This window comes from Xanthomonas cassavae CFBP 4642 (assembly GCF_000454545.1).
GTDB lineage: Bacteria > Pseudomonadota > Gammaproteobacteria > Xanthomonadales > Xanthomonadaceae > Xanthomonas > Xanthomonas cassavae.
Genome location: NZ_CM002139.1, coordinates 600,562 through 623,722, shown reverse-complemented (window position 1 = coordinate 623,722; position 23,161 = coordinate 600,562). Strand labels below are relative to the sequence as shown.

19 protein-coding genes and 4 pseudogenes are annotated in these 23,161 nt (G+C 66.5%); 12 read left to right on the top strand and 11 right to left on the bottom strand.

Features of this window, described 5'->3' with window-relative positions; translation table 11 throughout:
- Positions 1 to 105 precede the first annotated feature (105 nt).
- A pseudogene (locus XCSCFBP4642_RS23890) lies at positions 106 to 741 on the top strand (DUF2884 family protein); the annotation flags it as partial.
- 237 nt (positions 742 to 978) lie between these two features.
- Here XCSCFBP4642_RS23890 and XCSCFBP4642_RS0102695 read toward each other — a convergent pair.
- From XCSCFBP4642_RS0102695 to XCSCFBP4642_RS0102680, 4 genes are all read right to left on the bottom strand, one after another.
- Positions 979 to 1,407, bottom strand: coding sequence for an organic hydroperoxide resistance protein (locus XCSCFBP4642_RS0102695; protein WP_029218429.1), 429 nt, complete (start codon positions 1,405 to 1,407; stop codon positions 979 to 981).
- A 113-nt stretch (positions 1,408 to 1,520) separates the two neighbouring features.
- Positions 1,521 to 1,979, bottom strand: a complete 459-nt coding sequence (locus XCSCFBP4642_RS0102690) for a MarR family winged helix-turn-helix transcriptional regulator (protein ID WP_029218428.1) — start codon at positions 1,977 to 1,979, stop codon at positions 1,521 to 1,523.
- Between the two features lie 365 nt (positions 1,980 to 2,344).
- Positions 2,345 to 3,439, bottom strand: coding sequence for a cell division protein ZapE (gene zapE, locus XCSCFBP4642_RS0102685; RefSeq protein ID WP_029218427.1), 1,095 nt, complete (start codon positions 3,437 to 3,439; stop codon positions 2,345 to 2,347).
- 78 nt (positions 3,440 to 3,517) lie between these two features.
- Positions 3,518 to 4,180 (bottom strand): alpha/beta hydrolase, encoded by a 663-nt coding sequence (locus XCSCFBP4642_RS0102680; RefSeq protein WP_033898859.1) that lies wholly within the window; start codon positions 4,178 to 4,180, stop codon positions 3,518 to 3,520.
- Positions 4,181 to 4,246: 66 nt separating this feature from the next.
- Between XCSCFBP4642_RS0102680 and XCSCFBP4642_RS0102675 the strand changes: the two genes are divergently transcribed.
- Together XCSCFBP4642_RS0102675 and xopR are read left to right on the top strand one after the other, a co-directional pair.
- Entirely contained in the window at positions 4,247 to 5,122 is an 876-nt protein-coding gene (locus XCSCFBP4642_RS0102675; RefSeq protein WP_029218425.1) for an EamA family transporter, read from the top strand.
- A gap of 96 nt (positions 5,123 to 5,218) precedes the next feature.
- Positions 5,219 to 6,439: a type III secretion system effector protein XopR gene (gene xopR / locus XCSCFBP4642_RS30440; protein ID WP_323134704.1), complete on the top strand. Its 1,221-nt coding sequence runs from the start codon at positions 5,219 to 5,221 to the stop codon at positions 6,437 to 6,439.
- Positions 6,440 to 6,542: 103 nt separating this feature from the next.
- Here the strand turns inward: xopR and XCSCFBP4642_RS23885 are convergent.
- A pseudogene (locus XCSCFBP4642_RS23885) lies at positions 6,543 to 7,870 on the bottom strand (GTP-binding protein).
- Positions 7,871 to 7,921: 51 nt separating this feature from the next.
- Here XCSCFBP4642_RS23885 and XCSCFBP4642_RS0102655 point away from each other — a divergent pair.
- On the top strand, positions 7,922 to 8,317 hold the full coding sequence (locus XCSCFBP4642_RS0102655) for a MerC domain-containing protein (protein WP_029218423.1): 396 nt from the start codon (positions 7,922 to 7,924) through the stop codon (positions 8,315 to 8,317).
- Between the two features lie 331 nt (positions 8,318 to 8,648).
- Here XCSCFBP4642_RS0102655 and XCSCFBP4642_RS0102650 read toward each other — a convergent pair whose 3' ends face one another.
- Positions 8,649 to 10,367: an ExeM/NucH family extracellular endonuclease gene (locus tag XCSCFBP4642_RS0102650; protein ID WP_029218422.1), complete on the bottom strand. Its 1,719-nt coding sequence runs from the start codon at positions 10,365 to 10,367 to the stop codon at positions 8,649 to 8,651.
- Positions 10,368 to 10,651: 284 nt separating this feature from the next.
- Positions 10,652 to 11,170 (bottom strand): c-type cytochrome, encoded by a 519-nt coding sequence (locus tag XCSCFBP4642_RS0102645; protein WP_029218421.1) that lies wholly within the window; start codon positions 11,168 to 11,170, stop codon positions 10,652 to 10,654.
- Positions 11,171 to 11,452: 282 nt separating this feature from the next.
- On the opposite strand from XCSCFBP4642_RS0102645, the gene XCSCFBP4642_RS0102640 reads away from it, so the two are divergent.
- From XCSCFBP4642_RS0102640 to XCSCFBP4642_RS0102625, 4 genes are read left to right on the top strand one after another with little or no spacing between them, the layout of a single operon-like run.
- Positions 11,453 to 12,097 (top strand): DUF4198 domain-containing protein, encoded by a 645-nt coding sequence (locus XCSCFBP4642_RS0102640; RefSeq protein WP_029218420.1) that lies wholly within the window; start codon positions 11,453 to 11,455, stop codon positions 12,095 to 12,097.
- Between the two features lie 22 nt (positions 12,098 to 12,119).
- Positions 12,120 to 12,434 carry a DUF3649 domain-containing protein gene (locus XCSCFBP4642_RS0102635; RefSeq protein WP_029218419.1) on the top strand — a complete coding sequence of 105 codons (315 nt, stop codon included), beginning with the start codon at positions 12,120 to 12,122 and terminating at the stop codon, positions 12,432 to 12,434.
- Positions 12,431 to 14,047, top strand: a complete 1,617-nt coding sequence (locus XCSCFBP4642_RS0102630; RefSeq protein WP_029218418.1) for a PepSY-associated TM helix domain-containing protein — start codon at positions 12,431 to 12,433, stop codon at positions 14,045 to 14,047. Before XCSCFBP4642_RS0102635 ends, XCSCFBP4642_RS0102630 begins: the two co-directional genes overlap by 4 nt.
- Positions 14,044 to 14,379, top strand: coding sequence for a DUF3325 domain-containing protein (locus XCSCFBP4642_RS0102625; RefSeq protein WP_029218417.1), 336 nt, complete (start codon positions 14,044 to 14,046; stop codon positions 14,377 to 14,379). The genes XCSCFBP4642_RS0102630 and XCSCFBP4642_RS0102625 overlap by 4 nt, the downstream gene beginning before the upstream one ends.
- Positions 14,380 to 14,388: 9 nt before the next feature.
- Here the strand turns inward: XCSCFBP4642_RS0102625 and XCSCFBP4642_RS0102620 are convergent, their stop codons facing one another.
- The 3 genes from XCSCFBP4642_RS0102620 to XCSCFBP4642_RS0102610 all read right to left on the bottom strand — a co-directional run bounded on the left by XCSCFBP4642_RS0102620 (position 14,389) and on the right by XCSCFBP4642_RS0102610 (position 15,992).
- Positions 14,389 to 14,916, bottom strand: coding sequence for an RES family NAD+ phosphorylase (locus tag XCSCFBP4642_RS0102620; protein WP_029218416.1), 528 nt, complete (start codon positions 14,914 to 14,916; stop codon positions 14,389 to 14,391).
- Positions 14,913 to 15,287 carry a hypothetical protein gene (locus XCSCFBP4642_RS0102615; RefSeq protein ID WP_029218415.1) on the bottom strand — a complete coding sequence of 125 codons (375 nt, stop codon included), beginning with the start codon at positions 15,285 to 15,287 and terminating at the stop codon, positions 14,913 to 14,915. The genes XCSCFBP4642_RS0102620 and XCSCFBP4642_RS0102615 overlap by 4 nt, the downstream gene beginning before the upstream one ends.
- A 96-nt stretch (positions 15,288 to 15,383) precedes the next feature.
- On the bottom strand, positions 15,384 to 15,992 hold the full coding sequence (locus tag XCSCFBP4642_RS0102610; RefSeq protein ID WP_029218414.1) for a TetR/AcrR family transcriptional regulator: 609 nt from the start codon (positions 15,990 to 15,992) through the stop codon (positions 15,384 to 15,386).
- Positions 15,993 to 16,120: 128 nt separating this feature from the next.
- On the opposite strand from XCSCFBP4642_RS0102610, the gene XCSCFBP4642_RS0102605 reads away from it, so the two are divergent.
- The 4 genes and pseudogenes from XCSCFBP4642_RS0102605 (at position 16,121) to XCSCFBP4642_RS23880 (ending at position 21,966) form a co-directional block, all read left to right on the top strand.
- Positions 16,121 to 17,284 (top strand): isovaleryl-CoA dehydrogenase, encoded by a 1,164-nt coding sequence (locus XCSCFBP4642_RS0102605; RefSeq protein ID WP_033897921.1) that lies wholly within the window; start codon positions 16,121 to 16,123, stop codon positions 17,282 to 17,284.
- Positions 17,285 to 17,294: 10 nt separating this feature from the next.
- Positions 17,295 to 18,905, top strand: a complete 1,611-nt coding sequence (locus XCSCFBP4642_RS0102600; protein WP_029218412.1) for a carboxyl transferase domain-containing protein — start codon at positions 17,295 to 17,297, stop codon at positions 18,903 to 18,905.
- A 232-nt stretch (positions 18,906 to 19,137) separates the two neighbouring features.
- Complete coding sequence (locus XCSCFBP4642_RS0102595; RefSeq protein ID WP_029218411.1) at positions 19,138 to 21,165, top strand: acetyl/propionyl/methylcrotonyl-CoA carboxylase subunit alpha; 2,028 nt, start codon at positions 19,138 to 19,140, stop codon at positions 21,163 to 21,165.
- Positions 21,166 to 21,230: 65 nt separating this feature from the next.
- Positions 21,231 to 21,966: pseudogene (locus tag XCSCFBP4642_RS23880) on the top strand (alpha/beta hydrolase family protein).
- Positions 21,967 to 22,171: 205 nt separating this feature from the next.
- On the opposite strand, the pseudogene XCSCFBP4642_RS26290 reads toward XCSCFBP4642_RS23880, so the two are convergent.
- Positions 22,172 to 23,068 (bottom strand): annotated as a pseudogene (locus XCSCFBP4642_RS26290) (putative peptide maturation dehydrogenase); the annotation flags it as partial.
- Positions 23,069 to 23,161: the final 93 nt, after the last annotated feature.

Sequence of the window (23,161 nt, the reverse complement as noted above, 5' to 3'; positions counted from 1 at the left end):
GAAGGCGATCCCGGACCCGCATGGAGGATCGGCAGAAGGTTGTGAAAAATTTCTGTGCTGACAGCGAGTTAGCCCACTTTTGGCTGTGTTTTACGCGAACAGGGCCTGCCGCGCGAGATCCTTTTCCACGGTGGCGAGCTCAACGTGGACCGCAAGCCGCAGCCGGTCAGCGCCGCCGGCGCGCAACGCCTGCGCGAGCTGGAGCAAGGCACGCGCGCGTTGATGCCGGCGGTGGCGTCGGTCGCCCAGTCGGTGGTGGACATCACCTTCGATGCGCTCAATGGCGTGGTGCACGTGCCGTCCGGCAGTGCGCGCCAGCAGCGCAAGGTCGAGCAATTGCGCACGGCAGCACGGGCGCAGGTGGCGGGCACCCTCGGACGCGGGCGATGGGAGCACGCAGTGTTCGACGAGCGCTTCGAGGCCAAGGTCGAACATGCCGCCGAAGCGCTGGCCGGTAGCCTCACTCGGAGCTTGATGTGGACCGTGATGAGCGGACGCGCTGCGCAGATGGAGCGCGGCGGTGAGCAATTGGATGCATAGATGCAGCAGCAGATGCAGGGACGCAGCGACGCGCTCGAAGCGCAGGCCCGCATCCTGTGCGTGCAGGCGCAAGCGCTCTACGCCGTGCAGCAGGCGCTGGAGTACCGCTTCAACGGGCAGCGCCTGCAGATGCTGGAGCTCAATGCGCACCCGCAGCCGGCGGATGTGACGGCCTCCAATAGCGTGGCGGCTACGGCTACGGCGACGCGCCAAGCGGCGTGTACTGCCTGGCGCGCGTCTGCTCGATGCTCTTGCCGTGCGTCACGGAGCGCCCGCTGCGGGCGTCGCCTGCCATGACAGGCGACGCCGAAGTGCCCGCTCGGGCGACGCGTGCGCAAACCCGCACTCTTCTCAAGCCACAACGCACAACGGCCCGACGCATGCGCCGGGCCGTTGTTGAACCCGTGACACGCACTGCGCATCACGGCCTGGCCTGCATTACGCCAGGGTCAGGGTGACGTCGATATTGCCGCGGGTCGCATTGGAGTACGGGCAGACCTGATGGGCCTTGTCGACCAGCGTCTGCAGTTCGGCCTTGTCCATGCCCGGCACGGCGATACGCAGTTCGACCGCAATACCGAAGCCGCCCGGAATCTGGCCGATGCCGACGCTGCTGTCGATGCTGACTTCGCCCGGCAGCTTGAGCTTGTCCTGCGCCGCCACGGCCTTCATCGCACCGATGAAGCAGGCCGCGTAGCCGGCCGCGAACAGCTGCTCGGGGTTGGTGCCATCGCCGCCGGCGCCGCCGAGTTCGCGCGGGGTGGACAGCTTGGCATCCAGCGCCTTGTCCGAGGACACGGCACGGCCTTCGCGGCCGCCGGTGGCAGTGGCGTGGGCGGTGTAGAGGATCTTTTCGGGTGAGGCCATGGTGGTTCTCCAGGGTTGAGCGCAGTGCGCGTTGAAGACAGGGAAAGGGGGATGGCTGCAGGTGCGTCAGCGTCTGCGATCCAGGGTGACTGTCCGATGCTGCCGATGACCGGCTAGGCCGTGCCCAGGCCGGTGCGGAGCTTTTCCAGGTCGTGCTTGAGTTGACGCAGTTCGTCCAGCGAACAGGCCGAGGCGCAGAACACCTGCTCGGGCACGCCACCGGCCTTGCTGCGCAGCGCACGGCCGGCGTCGGTCAGCGCAATGATGACCTGGCGTTCGTCACTGGCCGCGCGGGTACGCGTCACCAGGCCGGCGGCCTGCAACCGCTTGAGCAAGGGCGTCAGCGTGGCCGAATCCAGATACAGCCGCTCGCCGATCTCCGACACGCTGCGGCCGTCGGTTTCCCACAGCACCAGCATCACCAGGTATTGCGGATAGGTCAGATCCAGTGCCTTGAGTAGCCCGCGGTAGAGCTTGTGCATCGCCAGGTTGGCCGAATACAGCGCAAAGCACAGCTGGCTATCGAGCTGGAGTGCGTCGGTGCGGGCGATGGCGGTAGGGACGGCGTCCATCGCCACACTATACATAGTGCGCAATTTAATTGCAAACGACTTTTACTGGGACCTGAGCGGCAGGCGCCATCCCGTGCCCACAGCGCGTTGTTACGCGCGGTTCCTGCACAGTCACATCGATCGCCGTGGGCCGCATCGGGCGATGCAGTCACCGATGGTGCAATGCCCAGGTTGCGGCCGCATGTCGCAGCGGCCCGCTCGCTGCGGGGGCAATGCCAGCACGCAGATGTGTCGTCGCACCCGAAGCCGGCCACGCCTGCCCCATGTCCCGGCCGGCCGGACAGCGCCCGGCCTCGACCAATGCACCGAACGCCGCAAACCAGGCAATGCCGCCACTGGACCGCAGCTGCCAGGTCGAACGCCGCTTACGCCCGGTGTGCGGTGGCCAGATATTCCGCGCTCTGCATCTCGATCAGGCGCGATGCGGTGCGCTCGAAGGCACCGGCCAGGCGCTGGCCGCTGTACAGCCCCGGCGGCGCCTCCTGCGCGGTGCAGACCAGGTTGACGTGGCGGTCGTACAGCTCGTCGATCAGGTTGACGAAGCGGCGCGCGGCGTCTTCGTTCATGCGGTCGAAGTGCGGAATGCCGCCCAGCAACACGGTGGTGAACTCACGCGCAATCTCGATGTAGTCGCTGGGTCCGCGCGGGCCTTCGCACAGCGCAGCGAAATCGAACCACGCAATGCTCTTGCCGCGCGCGCGCACCGGAATCTTGCGCGCCTCGATCTCGATATTGCCCGCGCGTGGCTCGGCATTGCCACTCAGCTCGCTCCAGCGTTGCAGCAGCCAGTCATCGGCCTGCGCATCCAGCGGCGCGCGGTACACCGGCGAGCGCGTCAGCGCGCGCATGCGGTAATCCTCGGTGCCCTCGGCGTAGAGCTCCACGCAGAATTTCCGCAACAAGCCGATCGCCGGCAGGAAGCTGTCGCGCTGCAGGCCGTTTGCGTAGAGATTTTCCGGCGCTGTGTTGGACGTGGTCACCAGCGTCACGCCTTCGGCGAACAGCCGCTCCAGCAACCGTGCAAGCAACATCGCATCGCCGATATCGGTAACGAAAAATTCGTCCAGCACCAGCACGCGCAGGTTCTCGCGCCATTGCTGGGCAATCCGGGCTAGCGGATCGCTCTGCCCGGCGTGCTCGCGTAACTGCTCGTGCACGCCGCGCATGAAGCGATGGAAATGCGTGCGGTACTTCTGCTTGATCGGCAGGCCGTCGTAGAACAGATCCACCAGGAAGGTCTTGCCGCGCCCCACCCCACCCCAGAAATACAGACCACGCACCGGCTCGGGCTTTTTCCAGAAGGCCGACAGCCGGTCCAGCCAGCCGTCCTGCGCGCTCTCCAGCAGCGCCCCCTGGATACGGTCCAGTTCCGCCAGGGCGGCCTGCTGGGCGGGGTCAGCGCGCCAGTCGCCACGTTGTACGCCGGCGGCGTAACGCTGCGACGGGGTCATCTCACTCATTACGGTTCTCCGCGGAAGGCAGCTGCCATGCCCGCTCAACGGCGCATCGGCAAGCGATGCGCATGGGACGTGCCGCGGTCAGACAGCGGCCGGCAACCAGCGCCGGACACCATGCTGGATCGCACCGCGCAGGTCGATCAATTTACGGTGGAAGAAGTGGCTGGTGTCGGGCATGCGCACCAGCTCGGGTTGCTGTTCCAGCGTCTCCAGCCAGTCGTACACCGCCTGCGGATCGACGATCTCGTCGGCATCGCCCTGAATCACCAGCCACTGCGCCGGCGGTTGCATGGCGCTGAAGTCCCAACGCCCGGCCGGCGGTGCGATCGAAATCAGCGCCTGCGGCACCAGCGCACCGGCCGCGCGCAGCGACACATACGCACCGAAGCTGAAACCCGCAAGCCACAGTGTGTCGCCGGGCCGCTGCGCACGCACCCACTCGGCGACCGCGCGCAGATCGTCCTGCTCGCCGTCGCCATGGTCGAACGCGCCGGCCGAATTGCCGACGCTGCGGAAATTGAAGCGCACCACGGTGATGCCGAGTTCGCGCAGCGCGCGCGCGGCCATGGTGACGACCTTGTTGTGCATGCTGCCGCCCTCGGTGGAGAGCGGATGGCAGACGATGGCAGTGACCGGTTGCGCGATGACATCGCGCTCGGGCAGATCGACGGCGACATCGAGCGGGCCGACAGGCCCGTCCAGCGTCAACGCAGCCGATTCGGTGGGGAATGGGGGATTGGACATGCCGTCATAATAGCCGCCCCGCCGGCCGCGTTCATCGCCCTGCCTGCACACTTCGTTGCGTTGCCCATGCATTTTCTGTTGTTTGCCGTTCTCTGCAGCGTCCTGGTGTCGGTAGCGTTGAAGTTGGCTCCGCGCCACCGGATCGACGTGTTTCAGGCCATCACCTGGAACTACGCCACCGCTGCGCTCCTGGCCTGGCTGATCCTGCATCCTGCGCTGGACACGCTGCGCTCCACGGCCGCTCCCTGGTTGGCGTTGCTGCTGTTGGCCGTGGCGCTGCCCTCCATCTTCCTGGTGCTGGCGCGGTCGGTCGCGGTGGCCGGCATCGTACGTACCGATGTTGCGCAACGCTTGTCGTTGGTGCTTTCGTTGGCCGCCGCCTTCACCGTTTTCGGCGAACCGGTCAATGGCTGGAAACTGGCAGGGCTTGCGCTGGGCATGGTGGCCATCATGTGCATCGTGCGACGCCCCCGTCACCACGTCGCGACCGATCCGCTGCCGGGCACAACCGGCCTGCCCTGGCTGATTGGCGTCTGGATGGGCTTTGCGCTCATCGACCTGCTGCTCAAGCACATCGCGCAGGCCGGGACACCATCGCTGACCTCGTTGACCTTGTGTTTTGCGCTGGCCTTCTTGCTGATGCTTGGCGTGCAGAGCGTGCGTTGGGCACGTGGCGCACGCCTGAGCACCCGCAGCATGCTTGCCGGCATGCTGTTGGGTGCGCTCAATTTCGGCAACATCCTGTGTTACGTGCGTGCCCACCAGCTGCTGCCGCACAGCCCGGCGACCGTCTTTGCCAGCATGAATCTGGGCGTTGTCGTGTTGGGGGTACTGGTCGGCAAATTGGGATTTGCCGAACGCCTGGGCCTGCGCGGCTGGTTGGGGCTGGCACTGGCCGCACCGGCCATCGCGGTGATCGCCTGGGGAATACGTCTGGGTTGACGCTCGCTTTCGGCCTGCGCGACGTCGGTTCGCCACCGGCCTTCCGCGCCGGTTGGCGGTCGCTAGCATGAGCGTGCATTTCCGCGGGAGTTTGTGATGCGCCTGACGTCGTTCTTTCGCAGCACTCATCCTGTTGCCCCGGAGCCGCTCAATCCGGCAGCCGCCAATACGACAACGACCGCTGCGGCGACACCGTCGCCGCACCCATTGTCCCACGCGCCCAAGGCCGGCACGGCGCAGGGCGCGGCCAAATCGCGGCAAGGCATGCTGGCATCGGCACGCAAGTCGCTGGCCACGCTACGCAAACAGTTGCCGTCGATGTGCGTGGGAGCGCCAGCTACGAAAACAGCGCAGAGCCAGCCTGCGCTGGTCACACCCGCACCGAACGCTGCCAGGCAAGGCGCGAACCAGCGCCCACCCACACCGCAGGCTGGCGTCGATACGCGATGGCAGGCGCCCGATGCGATGCCTCGGCCGCGCAGTCGTGGGCCGATGCACACGGCAGCGCAACCGCAGCAACCGCTGTCGGCGGCACGCGCGGCAGAACGCTTGCAGCAACGTCAGGGCGGCCCCGAGGAACCACGGCAACAGCGCGTTCCAAGCTCAACCAGGCGCGATCAGGTATGGCCGCCGCAACAACCAACGCTCCCCTCGCGGCCGGCACCGGCTGCGTCCCCGAAAGCGGCGACACCGGCTCCGCCCTCGCCGTCCAGGCGGCTACGCCCGGTACGCAACATGACTCTGGAATTGGCCACGCTGAACCAGCAGTGTCGCCATATCAAGCGGAGTCTCCACGAAGAGCGGCGCGCGCCTAACCCTGAGGAAAGGTCGGTGTTCGAGATGCGTGCGGCCCTGATCGCCGAGCGCGACGCCGTACGCGATCGGCAGCTCGATGGAATGTTGGCAGCGCTGGCGCCCTTGGAGAAGATCGCTGCGCCGAAGACCACCAGCAGTCGGCTGACCATGGTCCAACAGGATGTGATGCAGTCCAATCGCCATGCGTTGCTTGCGGTCCGTCGCGAAAATATCGACATGACCAAGATGGCACGGCATTACACGCGCGCGCAGCGGCGTCTGGAATCCTTGAAGGAGAGCGATGCTCCGCCCGACAAGATCCGACGCCTGGAACGCATGATGCGGGGCTATACCAACGTGCTGGCACTGGAAGACATGGTCAAGCGCACCGACGACCAGTTGCATCGGATGGGTGCGCCACGCTTGATGGACAGCATCCCCACGACGGCGCAAGAGCGTGCGCTGTCCGAGCAGAACGAACGCGACGCCCATCAGGAGGCCATCGACAACGGCTATTACTGAGGATTGAGCACATCGTCATTGCGCGCAAGGCGTACGCGGACCGCCAGCGCGATGAGGCTGGCGATGGCAGCGATTGGCCTGTCAGGCGGCGGCAGTGCTGCCTTCATCGCGCCCAGTGCGGGAACGGGTCGTCCAGCAGTTGCCATTGCGCCGGCCCTTGCCGTAGTTCCTGGTCGCTGAGCAGGCACGCGTCCAGCGCGGCGCGTGTGCGCGGTGCATCCATGTCCACGCCGATCACCGCCAGCTCCTGGCGCCGATCGCCCCAGAGCGGATGCCACAGCCGCTGCATCGCGGCGTATTCGCTGACATCGCCCACCTCATGGAGTTGCGGCAGTGGCGCGGTCCAGCACTGCGTCTGTTGCCGTTGCCAGCCGATATCGGTGTAGGGCAGCGGCGTGATGCTGGTCTGCAGCGGCTGGCCGACTGCCTGCGCATCGACACGGTGGCGCGCAGCGAACCAGAACCCGGCCGCGCTGGTCTGGGTGGCGCCGCCCACGCTGGACAGTTCGCCCACCCAATCCATGCGACTGGCCAGCCAGAAGAAGCCCTTGCTGCGGATCACCTGCGGCAAGCCGCTGTGCACCATGCGCGCGAAGCGCTGTGGATGGAATGGCCGACGCGCGCGGTACACGAAGCTGCTGATGCCGTATTCCTCGGTCTCAGGCGTGTGCTGGCCGCGCAGTTCCTGCATCCAGCCCGGCGCCAGCTGCGCACGGGTGAAATCGAAACGCCCGGTGTCCAGCAGCTGCTGCAGCGGCACTTCCCCGTGCGCGGCATCCACAATTGCCGCATCGCGGTTGAGCGCACGCAGCACGGCGCGAAGGCGTTGCAGCTGCTGCGCGTCGATGCGGTCGCACTTGCTGATCACCAGCACATCGGCGAACTCCACCTGTTCGCCCAGCAACTGCACCAGCCCGCGCGTGTCGTCCGGGCCGGCGTGCTGGCCCAGTGTTCGGCCAGCGTGGCAGCCGAGCCGAAGTCCTCCAGGAAACGGCTACCGTCCACCACCGTCACCATGGTGTCGAGCCGGGCGATGTCCGACAGGCTGAAGCCATCGGCATCGCGCACTGCGAAGGTGGCTGCCACCGGCATCGGCTCGGCAATACCGGTCGATTCGATCAGCAGATAGTCGTAGCGGACCTGCTCGGCCAGCCGCCGCACTTCCTGCAGCAAATCGTCGCGCAGCGTGCAGCAGATGCAGCCGTTACTGAATTCCACCAGCGTCTCTTCGGTACGCCGCAATGCCGCGCCGCCCTCGCGTACCAGCTGCGCGTCGATGTTGACCTCGCTCATGTCGTTGACGATGACCGCCACCCGCAAGCCGTCGCGGTTGTGCAGGATGCGATTGAGCAGGGTGGTCTTGCCCGCACCCCGAAAGCCGGACAACACGGTGACGGGAAGGCGCGCATCGCGCTTGGGGGACAGAGACATCCTGAGAACCTGGCAGAAGAGAAGTGTTACTATATAACATTACTCGACCGGATGCCTCTGATGCGCGCCACCGCCTCCCTACTGGACAGCTCGGCCATCGCCTTGTCCGGGTTGTGCCTGTTGCATTGCCTCGCTCTGCCGCTGCTGGCGGCCACGCTGCCGCTGCTGGGCGTCTGGAGCCAGGCCGAGTGGGTACATGTGGTGTTCGCCACGGCGGCGGCGCCGCTGAGCGGCTACGCGCTGTGGAGCACGCACCGCCGGCACGCGCTGCCGGCGCCAGTGTGGGTGCTGGCGCTCTGCGGGCTGGCCGGGCTGGTCGTCGGAGCGAGCGGTCTGGACGGCGATGCGCTGGCGACGCCGGTCACGGTCACCGGCAGCCTGCTGCTGGCCAGCACGCATCTGCTCAATCTGCGGCTGCGTCGCCGACATGAGGCGTGCGCGAACTAGCGACCGGTCGGCGTACAGCGCCATTGCCGGAGCGGCACTGGGCGGGAAGTGAGGTTGGACACGCATACGCCGGTCAACGTGCGCCCCGCTGACGCTCGAACTCCTCAACGCACGCCGCACACCGCGTCGGCGTCGGCGTCGGCGTCGGCGTCGGCGTCGGCGTCGGCGTGCAACATGCTGCGGCCGTCATCACCCTTGCGTCATCATCCGCCGCGCCCGCTTGGCTTGACGACGGCCTATGCAATCATCGATGACCGCCCGATTTGCAGCAGCACGCTCGTACCGAATCCGCCCAGGCACGCGCACAGCGTGCATAGCATGATCGGCAGCGCTACAGCGAAAACCCCAGCAGCACCGGATCGTGATCGGAGCTTCGCCACGGACCAGGCAGATTGCGTTTGGCATAACCGGCGCCGTCCATCGCGTCGGCGTTGATATGCCATTCGACCGCGCCACGCAGCTGCTTGGCCATTGCCGGGCTGAGCAAGGCATGGTCCAGCCGCCCGCTCATGCCATCAAAGACGTAGCTGTAGGGCTGCTTCACCCCGGCCACCGCAAACGCGTCCTGCCAGCCGCTGGCGCGCAGGCTGCGCATCGGCGTTTCCATCGCATACGCATTGAAGTCGCCCAACAGCACCGCCAGCCGGGTCTGCGCGCCGGTGGGGTCGGTCTGCAGCCATTGGTGCAGGCGCTTGGCCGATTCGGTGCGGGTCGCGTTCCAGCAGGCCTGGCCGTCGTGCTGGTCGGCATCGGCGCCGCTGGCATTGCCGCAGCCCTTGGATTTGAAGTGATTGGCGACCACCACGAAGGTCGCCCCACGGGTGCTGCGAAACGCTTGCGCCAGCGGCACCCGGCTATGGCCGTCGAACGGCCCGCCGGTCAGCGTGGCCGGCTTGCCGACCGGGGTGACCTGGCTGCTGCGGTAGATGATGCCGACCCGGATCGCATCGTCGCCGGGGCCACTGCCGGTATCGACGAACCGCCACTCCTTGTCGGTGCCGGCGGCGTTGAGCGCGGCCACCAGTTGCGCCACCGCGGTGTCGCCGTCGTTGCCATCGTTTTCCAGCTCCATCAACGCGGCCACATCGGCGCGCAACGGCACGATGGTGGCGACCAGCTTGGTCAGCTGCGCCTGGAACTGCTCAGCCGTGCGGGCGCCGCGCTTGGTCGGAAAACCGCCGCCGCGGCCATTGCCGTTGAAGAAGTTCTCCAGGTTGAACGAGGCGATGCGCAGATCCCCGCCCACCTGCGGCGCCACAGCGGTCGGCATGGCCGGCAGGTTCAGCGGCGCCAGCACCTGGATGCGGTACTGCCCGTCGTAGCGCTGGTCGACGATGCCATCGACCGATTTGAGTAGGCTGCCGCTACGCAGCACCGCATCGGCGGGCAGGTAGGACACCGTCCTGGGGTTGCGTCCGTTGCGTGCGTCGTCCAGCAACGCCCGGCGACGCGCGTTGTCCGCCTCCACCTGCGCGAACGCCGGCGTGCCGGCTGCAGCCACCTCGGCCGGCTGCCACAACCGCCCGCCGAAGCCGGCAATCAGCTCACCGTAGGTGTCCAGCCGGTCGCTGCCGTTGAGTGTCAGTGCCGCGATGCGGACACGCTCGCCTTCCAGCGCCTCCCAGTTGGCGGGCGGCCCGCTGAGCATGCGCACCGGCACCGGCTGGCCGCTGGCGAGCCGCTCGATGCTGCTGGCGTCCACGCTGGTCAGGCTGGCCTGGCCACCGGCCGACACTTCGCGCACCGTACCGACGATGCGCACGCGATCGCCCACCGCCACCTGGGCATCGCCGGCGCCGGTGACGAACAGCCCATGCGAGCGCCGCGGCTCGAACCCGGGCTGCTGCACGAACAGCCCGGCCAGCCCGACGCGCGTATCGGCGGTGACGATGCCCTCCACTTCCACCACGCGGCCGTCGTACGGGCTGCGGCTGTCCTCGCCCTGCACGTCGGCAATCGAGAGCCGCTGCGCAGCGCCATCGGCGGCGCTGCACAGCAGCGGAGCCAGCAGACCGACCAGACCGAGCACAACCAGCGGGCGATGCGACATCGAACGACTCCATCAAGGGTGGACCAAATGCAAACGCCGCCCGGAAGGCGGCGCGTGACAACGAAAGCGCGGAAACAGGCTAACAAACCGCGATGAAGTGACGCCAGGCGGGGCTTCTACGCGAGCACGGTGCACCCCCTGCACGGCCTCGCGCTTGGCTGTTGATGCTGCTCCGCTGGCTGCGGGCACCGCGTCCAGGGCAGCGACGGACGACGACGCTCAGCCAGCCAGGAACACGGCACAACCGCGGCCCCTGCTCCCCGAACGCCGCGCCCGCCGAGGTCTTATTTCAGATTGCCCAGCATCCAGTCGACGGTGGCACGCACCTGCTCTTCGGTCAGCGCCGGGTTGCCGCCCTTGGGCGGCATGATGCCGCCATCCGGGCCGGTATAGCCCTCGATCGCGTGCTTGTACAAGGTGTCCTTGCCCTGGGCAATGCGCGCATCCCAGTGCGAATGATCCAGCGTCGGCGCCTTGCCGACCCCGGTGGTGTGACACGCGGTGCAGAGGTTGTTGAAGATGGTCTTGCCATCGGTGGTGCCGCCGTAGGCGGACTGCGACGCTGCCTTGGCCAGCGCTGCAGCCTGGGCCGCGGCCTGGGCGGCCGCACCGGTGGTGCCCGCGTAGACGGCGCCGGCCGGCGCGATGCGTTGCTGCACGCGTTTGGCGGCAGTGGGCGAGACTTCGTCGGGAATGGCACGTTGCAAATAAGCTGCCAGGGCGATCAGCCCCAGGGTGATCACTACCAGTAAACCAATCACCATCGAGAATTTTTTCAGGAACTCGAGGTCGTAATTCCGCACGCGCTCACCCCTGGCTGTTGGTCGAAGACCTCTGCTAGCGCCGGAGTATAGAGCACAGTTCAGGCCAGTCTGACCAGCGTGCATGACAGTTTCGCCTCCGATGTACGTTGCACCCCCGGTAGGCCGGCGCTCCTGTCGGCAGCCACGCTTGCGCCCGCCGGAGAATTGCCGCAACGCCGCATACGCGCATGGTCTCCACTGTGGGAATTGCGTATCATTCCCAACAACACACGGTGACGCGGTTCTCGCCTCGCCGGTCCCGCCCCTTGAGGAGTCGCCGCGATGAAATCCTTGCTGCTGTCCTGCCTGGCCTTGGCCAGCATCAGTCTGTCCGCCCAGGCCCACGAAATCTGGATCGAGCGCGATGGCAGCGGCCCGGTACGCATCTACTTCGGTGAGCCGGCGCAGGAAACCCTCGACCATGGGCAGGACGAGATCAAGCGCGTGGTCAAGCCGAGCGTGTTCGGCACTGCCGGCAAGGCCGGCGCCCTGCAGCGCGGCAGCGAGTTCTTGACCGCGCCGCTGTCCGGCAGCGGCGATGCCTGGCTCAGCGACGACAGCGTGTTCGAACCGTGGAAGGGCGAAGCCGGCGGCTTCGAGACCGTGAGCTACTACGCACGCGCCGGGCGCGCCACCACCTCGGCCAAGCTGGATCTGGAACTGGTTCCCACCACGGCCAATGGCAACACGCTCGCCGTGCTCTATCGCAACAAGCCGTTGCCCAAGGCCGAAGTCACCGTGATCGACCCGCAGAAGTGGCAGAAGACGCTGACCTCCGACGCCAAGGGCCAGGTCACGCTGCCCACGCTGCGCGCCGGCCGCCACATCCTGGTGGTCAACACCAAGGAACCGGTGAAGCGCGAGATTGCCGGCAAGCAGGTCACGTTGGTGCACCACATCAGCACCTTGACCTTCCAGGCCGAATAACGGCTGCCACGCAGTCCCCCGCATGTCGACCGCTGCCCAACCGCTGGCCTGGTTCAAACGCCCATGGCTGGGCGTGCTGTCGCGCACCCTGGCCGCCATCTTCGGCGGGTATGCGCTGGCCAGCGCCACCAACCTGGCGCTGGCGCTGGCGCTGGTGCTGCCGATGCCGCGCAGCGAGGCGGTGTTGACCAGCATGCTGCTCGGCATCGTGGTGTGCGCCTGCGCGCCGCTATGGGCCTTCGCCACCGCCAGCGTGTGGCGCGCCTGGGCCGGCATCGCGGTGCCGGCGGCGCTGATGTTCGCACTGGCCGCCTGGCTGCAACGGGGCGCGGCATGAAACAGGGGTTCCGCCAGTCGATGGCGTGGCTGCATACCTGGACCGGTCTGCTGGTCGGCTGGGTGCTGCTGTTGATCTTCATGGGCGGCACGGCGAGTTATTACCGCGACGAAATCAGCCGCTGGATGCGCCCGGAATTGCCCACCACCACGGTGAGCAACGCAACCGCGCTGCGCAGTGCCGAGCAGTATCTGCAGACGCATGCAGCCGATGCGCAGAGCTGGAACATCACCTTGCCGGACACGCGCAATCCGGTAGTCAGCATGTACTGGCAAAACCCTGCGCCAGCCGATGGCAAACCGGCCAGCCGCCGGCAGATGTACGGCACCGCCATCATCGACCCGGCCACCGGCAGGGAAATCGCCGCACGCGACACCCTGGGCGGCGAATTCTTCTACCGGCTGCATTTCGATCTGCATTATCTGCCGGTGATGTGGTCGCGCTATATCGTCGGTTTCTGCGCGATGTTCATGCTGGTGGCCATCATCAGCGGCGTGATCACGCACAAGAAGATCTTCAAGGATTTTTTCACCTTTCGCCCGGGCAAGGGCCTGCGCTCGTGGCTGGATTTCCACAACGTCAGCGCGGTGACCGCGTTGCCGTACCACGCGATGATCACCTACACCGGCATCGTGACCTTGATGTTCATGTACCTGCCGTGGGGCATCAAGGCGCAGTACCCCGACAACGAAATGCGTTTCTACGAAGAGTCCGCCAACCGGGTGGCCGATACGCGAAGCGCCTCCGGCATGCCGGCGCGCATGCTGCCGCTGGAACAATTCGTGGCGCGTGCGCGCAGCGACTGGCGCGGCGGTGAGGTTGGCAACGTGGCGGTGTCGCTTCCCAACGACGCGCATGCGGCGGTCGGCGTCACCCAGCGCGCTGGCAACCTCTCCACCGATGCGCCATCCATCCTGTTCGATGCAATCAATGGACAGCGCCTGCAGCGCAGCGGGCCGCCGGGCGGTGCCAGCCAGACGCGTGGGGTGATGGTGGGCCTGCATATCGCCCACTTCGCCGGGCCGTGGATGCGCGCGCTGTTCTTCGGCTCCGGCTTGCTCGGTTGCCTGATGGTGGCCAGCGGCGTGGTGATGTGGGCAGTGAAGGAACGCCCCAAACACCTGAAGGCCGGGCGCATCGGCTTCGGGCTGCGGTTGGTGGATGCGCTCAACATCGGCACGGTCGCCGGCCTGCCGATCGCCTTTGCCAGTTTCTTCTGGGCCAACCGCTTGTTGCCGGTTGGCCTGGAGGGGCGCGCGGCGATGGAGGCCAATCTGTTCTTCGTCGCAGGGGCCACTGCATTGCTGGCCGCATTCGTGTGGCCACGGCGTGCGATGTGGAGCTGGCAGCTGTATCTGGGTGCGGGCTTGTTCGCGTTGGTGCCGATGGTCAATGCGATCACCACCGATGTGCATCTGGGCGTGACGTTGCCGGCCGGGCAATGGACGCTGGCCGGGGTCGATCTGGTCTGCCTGTTCCTTGGCGTATCCCTCGGGATCGCGGGATGGCGCCTGCAACACTGGAAGGCGCCGCAACCGGCATCGGCACGACGCGCGCGCGCCACTGCGGCCGCGCCTGCGCAAGGCAGCGTGCCGATGCAGGAGAGCGCATGAGCGTGTGGCTGTTGCTGGCGCTGAATTTTTCCGGATTCGCCGCACTGTGCCTGGCGATGGACAAGCATCAGCAGGAAGTGCGTGGCCGCACGCTGGGCGCCGCACGTTCGCGGCAACTGCGCGTGCTGGGTTGGCTGCTGTTGCTGCTCACCTTTGGCCTGGCGATACACGCGCAAGGCTGGGGCATCGGCCCAGTGTTGTGGCTGGGTACATTGACCGGCGCTGCCGCGCTGCTGTCGCTGTGGCTGCTGCCGTATCGGCGTGGGTTGATTCTGCCCACGGCCGTGGCCGCGCCGGTGCTGGCGGGTGCGCTGCAGCTGTTGCTGAGTTGAAGGGCCTCGCTACGCCTCGATCGGCGGATCGCCCCAGCTACCCCAGTCGCGCGGCAGGCGGCCGTCATCGAGCACGCGCAGCACCTGTTCGGGCTGCAACATGTCCAGAAACAGCGCCACATTGACGCCGTCCGGCAATGCCATGCTGGGGAAGATCGCCCCGGGAATCTGCGCCTCGCGCAGCATGTCGCCGAGCACCCAGCTCACCGGTTCGATCTTGTTGACCAAGGCCTTGCGCCAGTCTTCGGTCCAATCGGCCCAGAGCGGATCCCAGCTTGCATCGAGCAGGCGCAGATCGGCCAACGCCGGCAGCTCGGCGGCGTAACTGACCAGGGTCAATGGCGGCAGGAACAGCGCGGCCTGCGCGTATTCGGCCGCTGCGGTGTCCAGCTGCAGCGACAGGTACAGCGCCGGCTGGCCAAAGCGATTGAAGCGCCCGCCCGAGCGTGCCGCACCGGCGCCGCTCAGCGGTTCTGCGGCCCAGCGCGGAGTGAAGGCGCGATACAGCGTGCAGTGCGCCGGGGCGCTCAGCTTCAACCGGCGGCGCCCGAGGCGACGGTGCGCAGATAGGTCAACGCGTCGTCGGTACGGCCCTGTTTGACCACTTCCAGCAAGGTGGCGAATTCGAACGCGGGGATCGGGGTGTTCTTGAGGTGGAACACCACCTGGCGTTCGTCCGGCTGGAGCTGCGTCATCGCCACCAGCAGGCGCGACAGGTTGCGCAGCAGGTCCTGCACGCGCGGGCTTTCCGGATGCACGCGCAGGCTGTTGCGGTGCACACCGGCCAGCTCGGCCAGCTCCTGCTGCGACAGCTCCAGCAGGCCGGCCATGGCCGAAGGCGACAGGATCGTGCGGTCGGGCGCGCGCAACCGCTCGGTCAGGGACAGGGGATTGAGGACGGCGACCATGGAGATGCTCGGACAGGGAATAGGCACATTATATGCACAGTCTTGTGCATCCATCCAGCACGGTGCGGCGCCCGGTCAGTGCAGTGTCAGATCCGCCTAGTTGACCCCCACCGCACGCAAGCAGAAGCGGCAGATCGCTTCCACCAGCTGTTCTCCCTGCTGGGGGTCGCCGCGACTGGGCGCGATCGGCCCGACCAGGGCCTCGGTAAAGGCACCGACGATGCAGGCCGCCGCCGCATCCAGGGACTGTTCGGGAAATTCTCCGGCCGCCACGCCTTCGGCCAGCAATTGCCGAAACACCTCGCCGAACAGGCGGCGGCCCCGGATACGCTCGGCGTCCACCTCGCTTTCCACCGGCTCGGCAATGAAGGCATAGGCCAGCGCCGGCCCGGCCAGCGCGCGCCGTACGAAGGTAGCGATGGCACCGCGCAGGCGCTCGCTCGCCGGGGCCTGGGTGCTGGCAATGGCGCGCAGGATGGTCATCTCACGCTGCACGGCGGCACTCAAAACTTCCACGAACAACTCGGCTTTGGACGGGAAATGCCGATAAATCTGCCCGGTTGAGACGCCGGCGGCGGCAGCCACTGCCGTGATCGGGGCATTGCGGTAGCCGCCCCCGGCAATCAGCGAACGCGCCGCCTGCAGGATGCGTTCGCGATTGCCGGCCAGGCGTTCTTCCATCAGGGCGGAGCGTCGGTAAGCCATGGTGTGATTTTGGGTTCAATAGTTGAATTTTAGTTCACTTTTTTACCAAGGACCGCTAGGCTGCCTGACATCCGCCGCGCGGCCCGCCCGCTCCCACCGGCACGTCCCGATCCTTGTGGAGTCGCTGCATGCATGTGCCGTCCCTGAACTTCGAGCTTGGCGAAGAAATCGATCTGCTGCGCGAAAGCGTCGCCGCCTTCGCCAGCCACCATATTGCCCCGCTCGCCGCCGCGGCCGATCACGACAACGTCTTTCCCGCGCAATTGTGGCGTCTGTTCGGCGAGCAAGGCCTGCTGGGGCTGACCGTGGAAGAAGCCTACGGCGGCAGCGGCATGGGCTACCTGGCGCATGTGGTAGCGATGGAAGAGATCTCGCGCGCCGGTGGCGCGATCGGGCTGTCGTATGGCGCGCATTCCAACCTGTGCCTCAACCAGCTGCGCAAGAATGCCAGCCACGACCAGAAGCAGCGCTACCTGCCCAGGCTATGCACCGGCGAACACGTGGGCGCGCTGGCGATGAGCGAAGCCGGCTCTGGCTCGGACGTGGTGTCGATGAAGCTGCGCGCCGATGCGCGTGGCGACCGCTTCGTGCTCAACGGCAGCAAGATGTGGATCACCAACGGCCCCGACGCCGACGTGCTGGTGGTGTACGCCAAGACCGACCCGGACGCCGGTGCACGCGGCATCACCGCCTTCATCGTCGAAAAGGGCATGCCGGGCTTCTCCACCGCGCAGAAGCTCGACAAGCTGGGCATGCGCGGCTCCAACACCTGCGAGCTGGTGTTCACCGATTGCGAAGTGCCGGCCGAGAACGTGCTGGGCACGCTCAACGGCGGCGTGCGCGTGCTGATGTCGGGGCTGGATTTCGAACGCGCGGTGCTGGCCGGTGGCCCGCTGGGGCTGATGGCTGCGGCGATGGACGTGGTGCTGCCCTACGTGCACGAGCGCAAGCAGTTTGGCGAGGCGATCGGCACCTTCCAGTTGATGCAGGCCAAGCTGGCCGACATGTACGTGGGGCTCAATGCCTGCCGCGCCTACGTCTATGCGGTGGCGCGCGCCTGCGATGCCGGGCGCACCACACGCCAGGACGCGGCCGGCGCGATCCTGTATGCCGCCGAAAAGGCCACTTGGCTGACCGGCCAGGCGATCCAGGTGCTGGGCGGCAACGGCTATATCAACGACTACCCCACCGGGCGCTTGTGGCGCGATGCCAAGTTGTACGAGATCGGCGCGGGCACCTCGGAGATCCGCCGCATGCTGATCGGCCGCGAGCTGTTCGAACGCACTGCCTGACGGAGCCACCATGAGCGTGATCAACAGCCAGCTGCAGGTCAGCAGCGATAGCTTCCAGGCCAATGCCGCGGCCATGCGCGCGGTGGTGGAGGATCTGCGCCGCACGCTGACGCAGGCCGCGCTCGGCGGCAGCGACGCCGCGCGCGCAAAGCACACTGCGCGCGGCAAGTTGCTGGTGCGCGAGCGTATCGATGCGCTGCTCGACCCCGGCAGCGCCTTGCTGGAAATCGCGCCGCTGGCCGCGCACGGCATGTACGACGACCAGGTGCCCTGCGCCGGCGTGGTGGCCGGCATCGGCCGCGTGTCCGGCGTTGAATGCGTGATCGTGGCCAACGATGCCACCGTCAAGGGCGGCACCTATTACCCGATGACGGTGAAAAAACACCTGCGTGCGCAGGAAATCGCGCAACAGAACCGGTTGCCGTGCATCTATCTGGTCGATTCCGGCGGCGCGTTCCTGCCGTTGCAGGATGAGGTCTTCCCCGATCGCGACCACTTCGGGCGCATCTTCTACAACCAGGCCAACCTGTCGGCGCAAGGCATCCCGCAGATCGCCTGCGTCATGGGCTCGTGCACCGCTGGCGGTGCGTATGTGCCGGCGATGAGCGATGAAACGGTGATCGTGCGCGAACAGGGCACCATCTTTCTGGGCGGCCCGCCGCTGGTCAAAGCGGCCACCGGCGAGGAAGTCAGCGCCGAGGAGCTGGGCGGTGCCGATGTGCACACACGCATCTCCGGGGTAGCCGATCACTTCGCCGACAACGATCTGCAGGCGTTGGCGCGCGTGCGCGCCATCATTGCGCAGCTCAACTGGCGTAAACCTGCCGCGTCGCTGGCGCTGCGGCCACCGGTGTCGCCGCGCTATGCCGCCGACGAACTCTATGGCGTGATCCCTGCCGACACGCGCAAGCCGTTCGATGTGCGCGAAGTGATCGCACGCGTCGTGGACGATTCGCGCCTGGACGAATTCAAGCCGCGCTACGGCAACACCCTGGTCACCGGGTTTGCGCACCTGCATGGCCACCCGGTGGGCATCATCGCCAACAACGGCATCCTGTTCTCGGAGTCCGCCCTCAAGGGCGCGCACTTCATCGAGCTGTGCACGCAGCGCGGCATTCCGCTGGTCTTCCTGCAGAACATCACCGGCTTCATGGTCGGGCGCAAGTACGAACACGGCGGCATTGCCAAGGACGGCGCCAAGCTGGTGATGGCAGTGGCCTGTGCCAAGGTGCCCAAGTTCACCGTGGTGATCGGCGGCTCGTTCGGCGCGGGCAACTACGGCATGTGCGGCCGCGCGTATTCGCCGAACTTTTTGTGGATGTGGCCGAACGCACGCATCGGCGTGATGGGCGGCGAACAGGCCGCCAGCGTGTTGGCCACGGTGCGCCGCGACGGCATCGAAGCCAAGGGCGGTGCCTGGTCGGGGCAGGAAGAAAACGCCTTCAAGGCGCCGATCCGCGCGCAGTTCGAGCAGCAGGGACATCCGTACTACGCCAGCGCTCGGCTATGGGACGACGGCGTCATCGACCCGGCCGATACCCGCCGCGTGCTGGGGCTGGGCCTGTCGGCTGCATTGAATGCGCCGATCGAACCCACGCGGTTTGGCGTGTTCCGGATGTGAGCAGGACGCTGCGCAGCCGGGCACGGCGCACGCAGGCGCGTGAGCCGATCCGCATCGTTTCCTGGCCGCTGCCGCAGGTGCGCAACTGCTCCGAGCCACTGCCATCAGATTCGATCGAGCTGGAGGCATCCCGCAGCAACATCTGGCCCCTCACGCACAACCACCCGCTTTCAATCGCATCACCTGATTGCACGACCATCCGCCACGCCGGCGCTGTGTAGAGACCGAACCGATGACCCAGCAGCCTTCCATCGCCACCCCGCGCCAGCGGCCGTTCGACAAGATCCTCATCGCCAATCGCGGCGAGATCGCCTGCCGTGTCATCGCCACCTGCTGCCGGCTGGGCATTGCCACCGTGGCCGTGTACTCCGATGCAGACCGCGACGCTCGGCATGTACGCCTGGCGGACGAGGCCGTCCACATCGGCGCCTCCCCGGCGCAGCAGAGCTATCTGCGCGGCGAGGCGCTTCTGGAAGCGGCACGCGCCACCGGTGCACAGGCGATCCATCCCGGTTATGGGTTCCTGTCGGAGAACGCAGCATTTGCCGAGGCCTGCGCGCGCGCCGGCATCGTGTTTATCGGCCCGCCGGCAGCGGCAATCCGCGCGATGGGCGACAAGAGCGCGGCCAAGGCGCTGATGCAACGCGCCGGCGTGCCGTTGACGCCCGGCTACCACGGCGACGAACAGGCGCCGGATTTCCTGCGCGCCCAAGCCGATGCCATCGGCTATCCGGTGCTGATCAAGGCCAGCGCCGGTGGCGGTGGCAAGGGCATGCGCCGGGTGGAGGCCAGCGCCGACTTCGCGCAGGCATTGGCCAGCTGCCAGCGCGAAGCGCAATCGGCGTTCGGCAATGCGCATGTGCTGGTGGAGAAATACGTCGAGCGTCCACGTCACATCGAGATCCAGGTGTTTGGCGATACGCAGGGCGAGGTGGTGTCTCTGTTCGAACGCGACTGCTCGGTGCAGCGCCGTCATCAAAAGGTGTTGGAAGAAGCGCCCGCACCCGGCATGACACAGGAACGCCGCGCCGCAATGGGCAAGGCGGCGGTGGATGCCGCACGCGCGGTGGGCTATGTGGGCGCCGGCACGGTGGAGTTCATCGCCGGCCCGGATGGCGATTTCTATTTCATGGAAATGAACACCCGCCTGCAGGTGGAGCACCCGGTGACCGAGTTGATCACCGGCACCGATCTGGTGGAGTGGCAGCTGCGCGTGGCCGCCGGCGAGCCGGTGCCGCGCCGCCAGCACGAGCTTGAGATCACCGGGCATGCACTGGAAGCGCGGCTGTATGCCGAAGATGCCGACCGCGGTTTCCTGCCCTCCACCGGCACCTTGCGCCAGCTGCAGCTGCCGGCCCCCGATGCGCATGTACGGCTGGATGCCGGCGTCGAGCAGGGCGACACCATCAGCCCGTACTACGATCCGATGATTGCCAAGCTGATCGTCTGGGATGTCGATCGCCCCGCCGCGCTGGCCCGCATGCGCACTGCGCTGGCGCAGGTACACGCCGTCGGTGTCACCACCAACAGCGCCTTTCTTGCGCGGCTGATCGACACCGCATCGTTCGCATCCGCCGATCTGGATACCGGCTTGATCGAACGCGAGCAGGCGGCGCTGTTCCCGGCTATGGTGGCACCGGATCAGGCCTGGTGGTGTCTCGCCGCCGTCCTGATCGCCGCTGCGCTACCCAAGCCCGCGGCCGATCCAGTCGATCCGTTTTCGTCCTGGCAGGCCGGCGATGGCTGGCGGATCGGTGCGCATGCGGCGCATCGCGTGCAGCTGGAAGCCGCCGGCGAGCGCCGCGACCTTGGCGTCCGCCGGCAAGGCGACGCCTGGCAGGTGACGCAGGCAGGCCATACCCACACGCTGCGCTACCACGCGCAGGACCAATACATACGCGTGGAAGCGGATGGCCGGCAATGGCATGTGCAGGCACTGCGCGATGGCACCACGCTGAGCTTGATCGGTACCACGCAACGGGCGGTCTTCCATCACCACGATGCGCTGATCGAGGCCGATCAGCCCGCGCACGATACCGGCGGGCTGACGGCACCGATGCCCGGCCGCATCGTGTCGCTGGCGGCCGCAATCGACCAGCCGGTCAGCCGTGGACAGGCACTGGTGGTGCTGGAAGCGATGAAGATGGAGCACACCTTGCACGCCCCCAGCGACGGCATGGTCAAACGCTACCTGGTGGCCGAGGGCGAACTGGTGGCCGATGGTGTCGCGCTGGTGGAATTTGTGTCCGCATCTGCGTAGCGCGGCAGCCGGGATGACCAACGGCACGTAGGCAAACGTGACGCGTGCCTCTAGCGCCGCAGGAACTGTCCGCGCGCAACGGCCTCAGGCTGGTCAGCTACCTCACCCTGCCCGCCGACGCCGATGCCAATCACGACGGCAAGGCCGACAAGCCGGTGCCGCTGATGCTGTTCGTGCATGGCGGCCCGTGGCCGCGCGACAGCTATGGGTACGGCCCTTATCAGCAGTGGCTGGCCAACCGCGGCTCTGCCGTGCTGCAGGTCAACTTCCGCGTCTCCACCGGCTTCGGCAAGGCATTCACCAATGCCGGCAACGGCGAATGGGCGGGCAAGATGCACGACGACCTGCCCGACGCGGTGCAATGGGCCGTCAAGCAAGGGACGACCACCCCCGACAATGTGGCGATCATGGGCGGCAGCTACGGCGGCGCAGTGGCTCACCGAGCGCTCGCCGCTCTCGCACGTGGACAAGATCAGCAAGCCACTGTCGATTGGCCAGGGCGCCAACGACCCGCGCGTCAAGCAGGCCGAGAGCGACCAGATCGTCACTGCGATGAAGATCAAGAACATCCCGGTGACCTATGTACTGTTCCCCAACGAAGGCCACGGCTTCCGCCGCCCGGAAAACAGCAAGGCCTTCAATGCGGTGACCGAAGCCTTCCTCGGCCACTGCCTGGACGGTCGCGTGCAACCGATCGGCGCAGACCTCGAAGGCTCCAGCATCACCGTCCCGGAAGGCGCCGACAAGGTCACCGGCCTGAGCGATGCATTGAAGACGCATACGCAGGCGATTCGGCAGTAGGGAGTACGACGACATCGGCGCGCCCTGTCCTCAAACGGGGCAGACAGGAATCGGCGGCATGGACCGCCGATTCCTGTCGCTACAGCATGGCCATCATGCATGCCATTGCGACCCACGTTTGTCTCTGCGCTCCGGCCCAAGCCAAGCCACTCCCACTACTCGGGATGCTTCCGTCATGTCTCCGGCCGAAGGTGTTGCAATCGACTCACACCGCTTCCGGTGGTAAATCGACTCCCTGCTGGGTCGACCAGATGGTGGCGTTTGGATCGAGCTCCGTATTGTCCATGCGTTCTGCGCGCCAGCCGAAGCCGCAAATGGCCAATGGCCCTTCCTGCAATCCATCCAGACCAAGCGCCTGTTCGATATCTACCTCGTTGATCGCTGAGGTAACGAACGCACCCAGGCCGAGATCGGTGGCACTCAGATAGACCGTCTGCGCGATGTGCCCCACATCCAGGATCATCGCGCGGTAGGCCTTGGCATGATTGCGATACTTCCAGAAGCTGCGCAGGAACCTGGGCGCAAGAATCAGCAGAACCGGTGCGTCGGCAAACCAGTGCTGTCCCGATACAGCTTGACGCGCAAATGCAGACAGGGATGCAGGTGAATCACGCATCGGCTGAAGTGCGTGATCAAGCGGTCGATAGTGATAGAGCCCACTCGCAAGTCCATCCACCCTTTGTGCCAGCACATAGGTTTCTGTCGGATGCAGGCCGCCACCCGAGGGAACCGGCTTCTTCAAGAATGCCGTGTCGTGGCCCACGTCAATGCGACCGCTGGCCATCACCGTGCGTTCAAGCATGTGGGACAACAACTCTCGTGAGAGCGTGCGTTGCGTGTCGAAGTTGCGGCATGTCACCCGACGTGCCGTCAGTGCGTCGAAGGAGCTTCCCATTGCAAGCGGCAGCTCGATGCAGCCTGCGCCGCTTCCACGATCCACCACCTCTGCTGGCGGTGAGCCGAGTCGCTCCGCCATTCCTTCCGCAGTAGTCAGGCCCTGCGCCTGCATTGTCGCAACACTGTCCTCCCCTTTCCAACGAGCGAAGCGATGCCAAAGCGCAGCAAGTGGCCACCAACGCTGTCGCTGGAATCGCTCGTCACTGCTTAGACTCAACTTCCAAGTGCAACACCCCGCCTTGACGTAGGGTAGCGGCATGGGCACACAGTACAGGCACCTGGGTTCCGAAGAACGCGC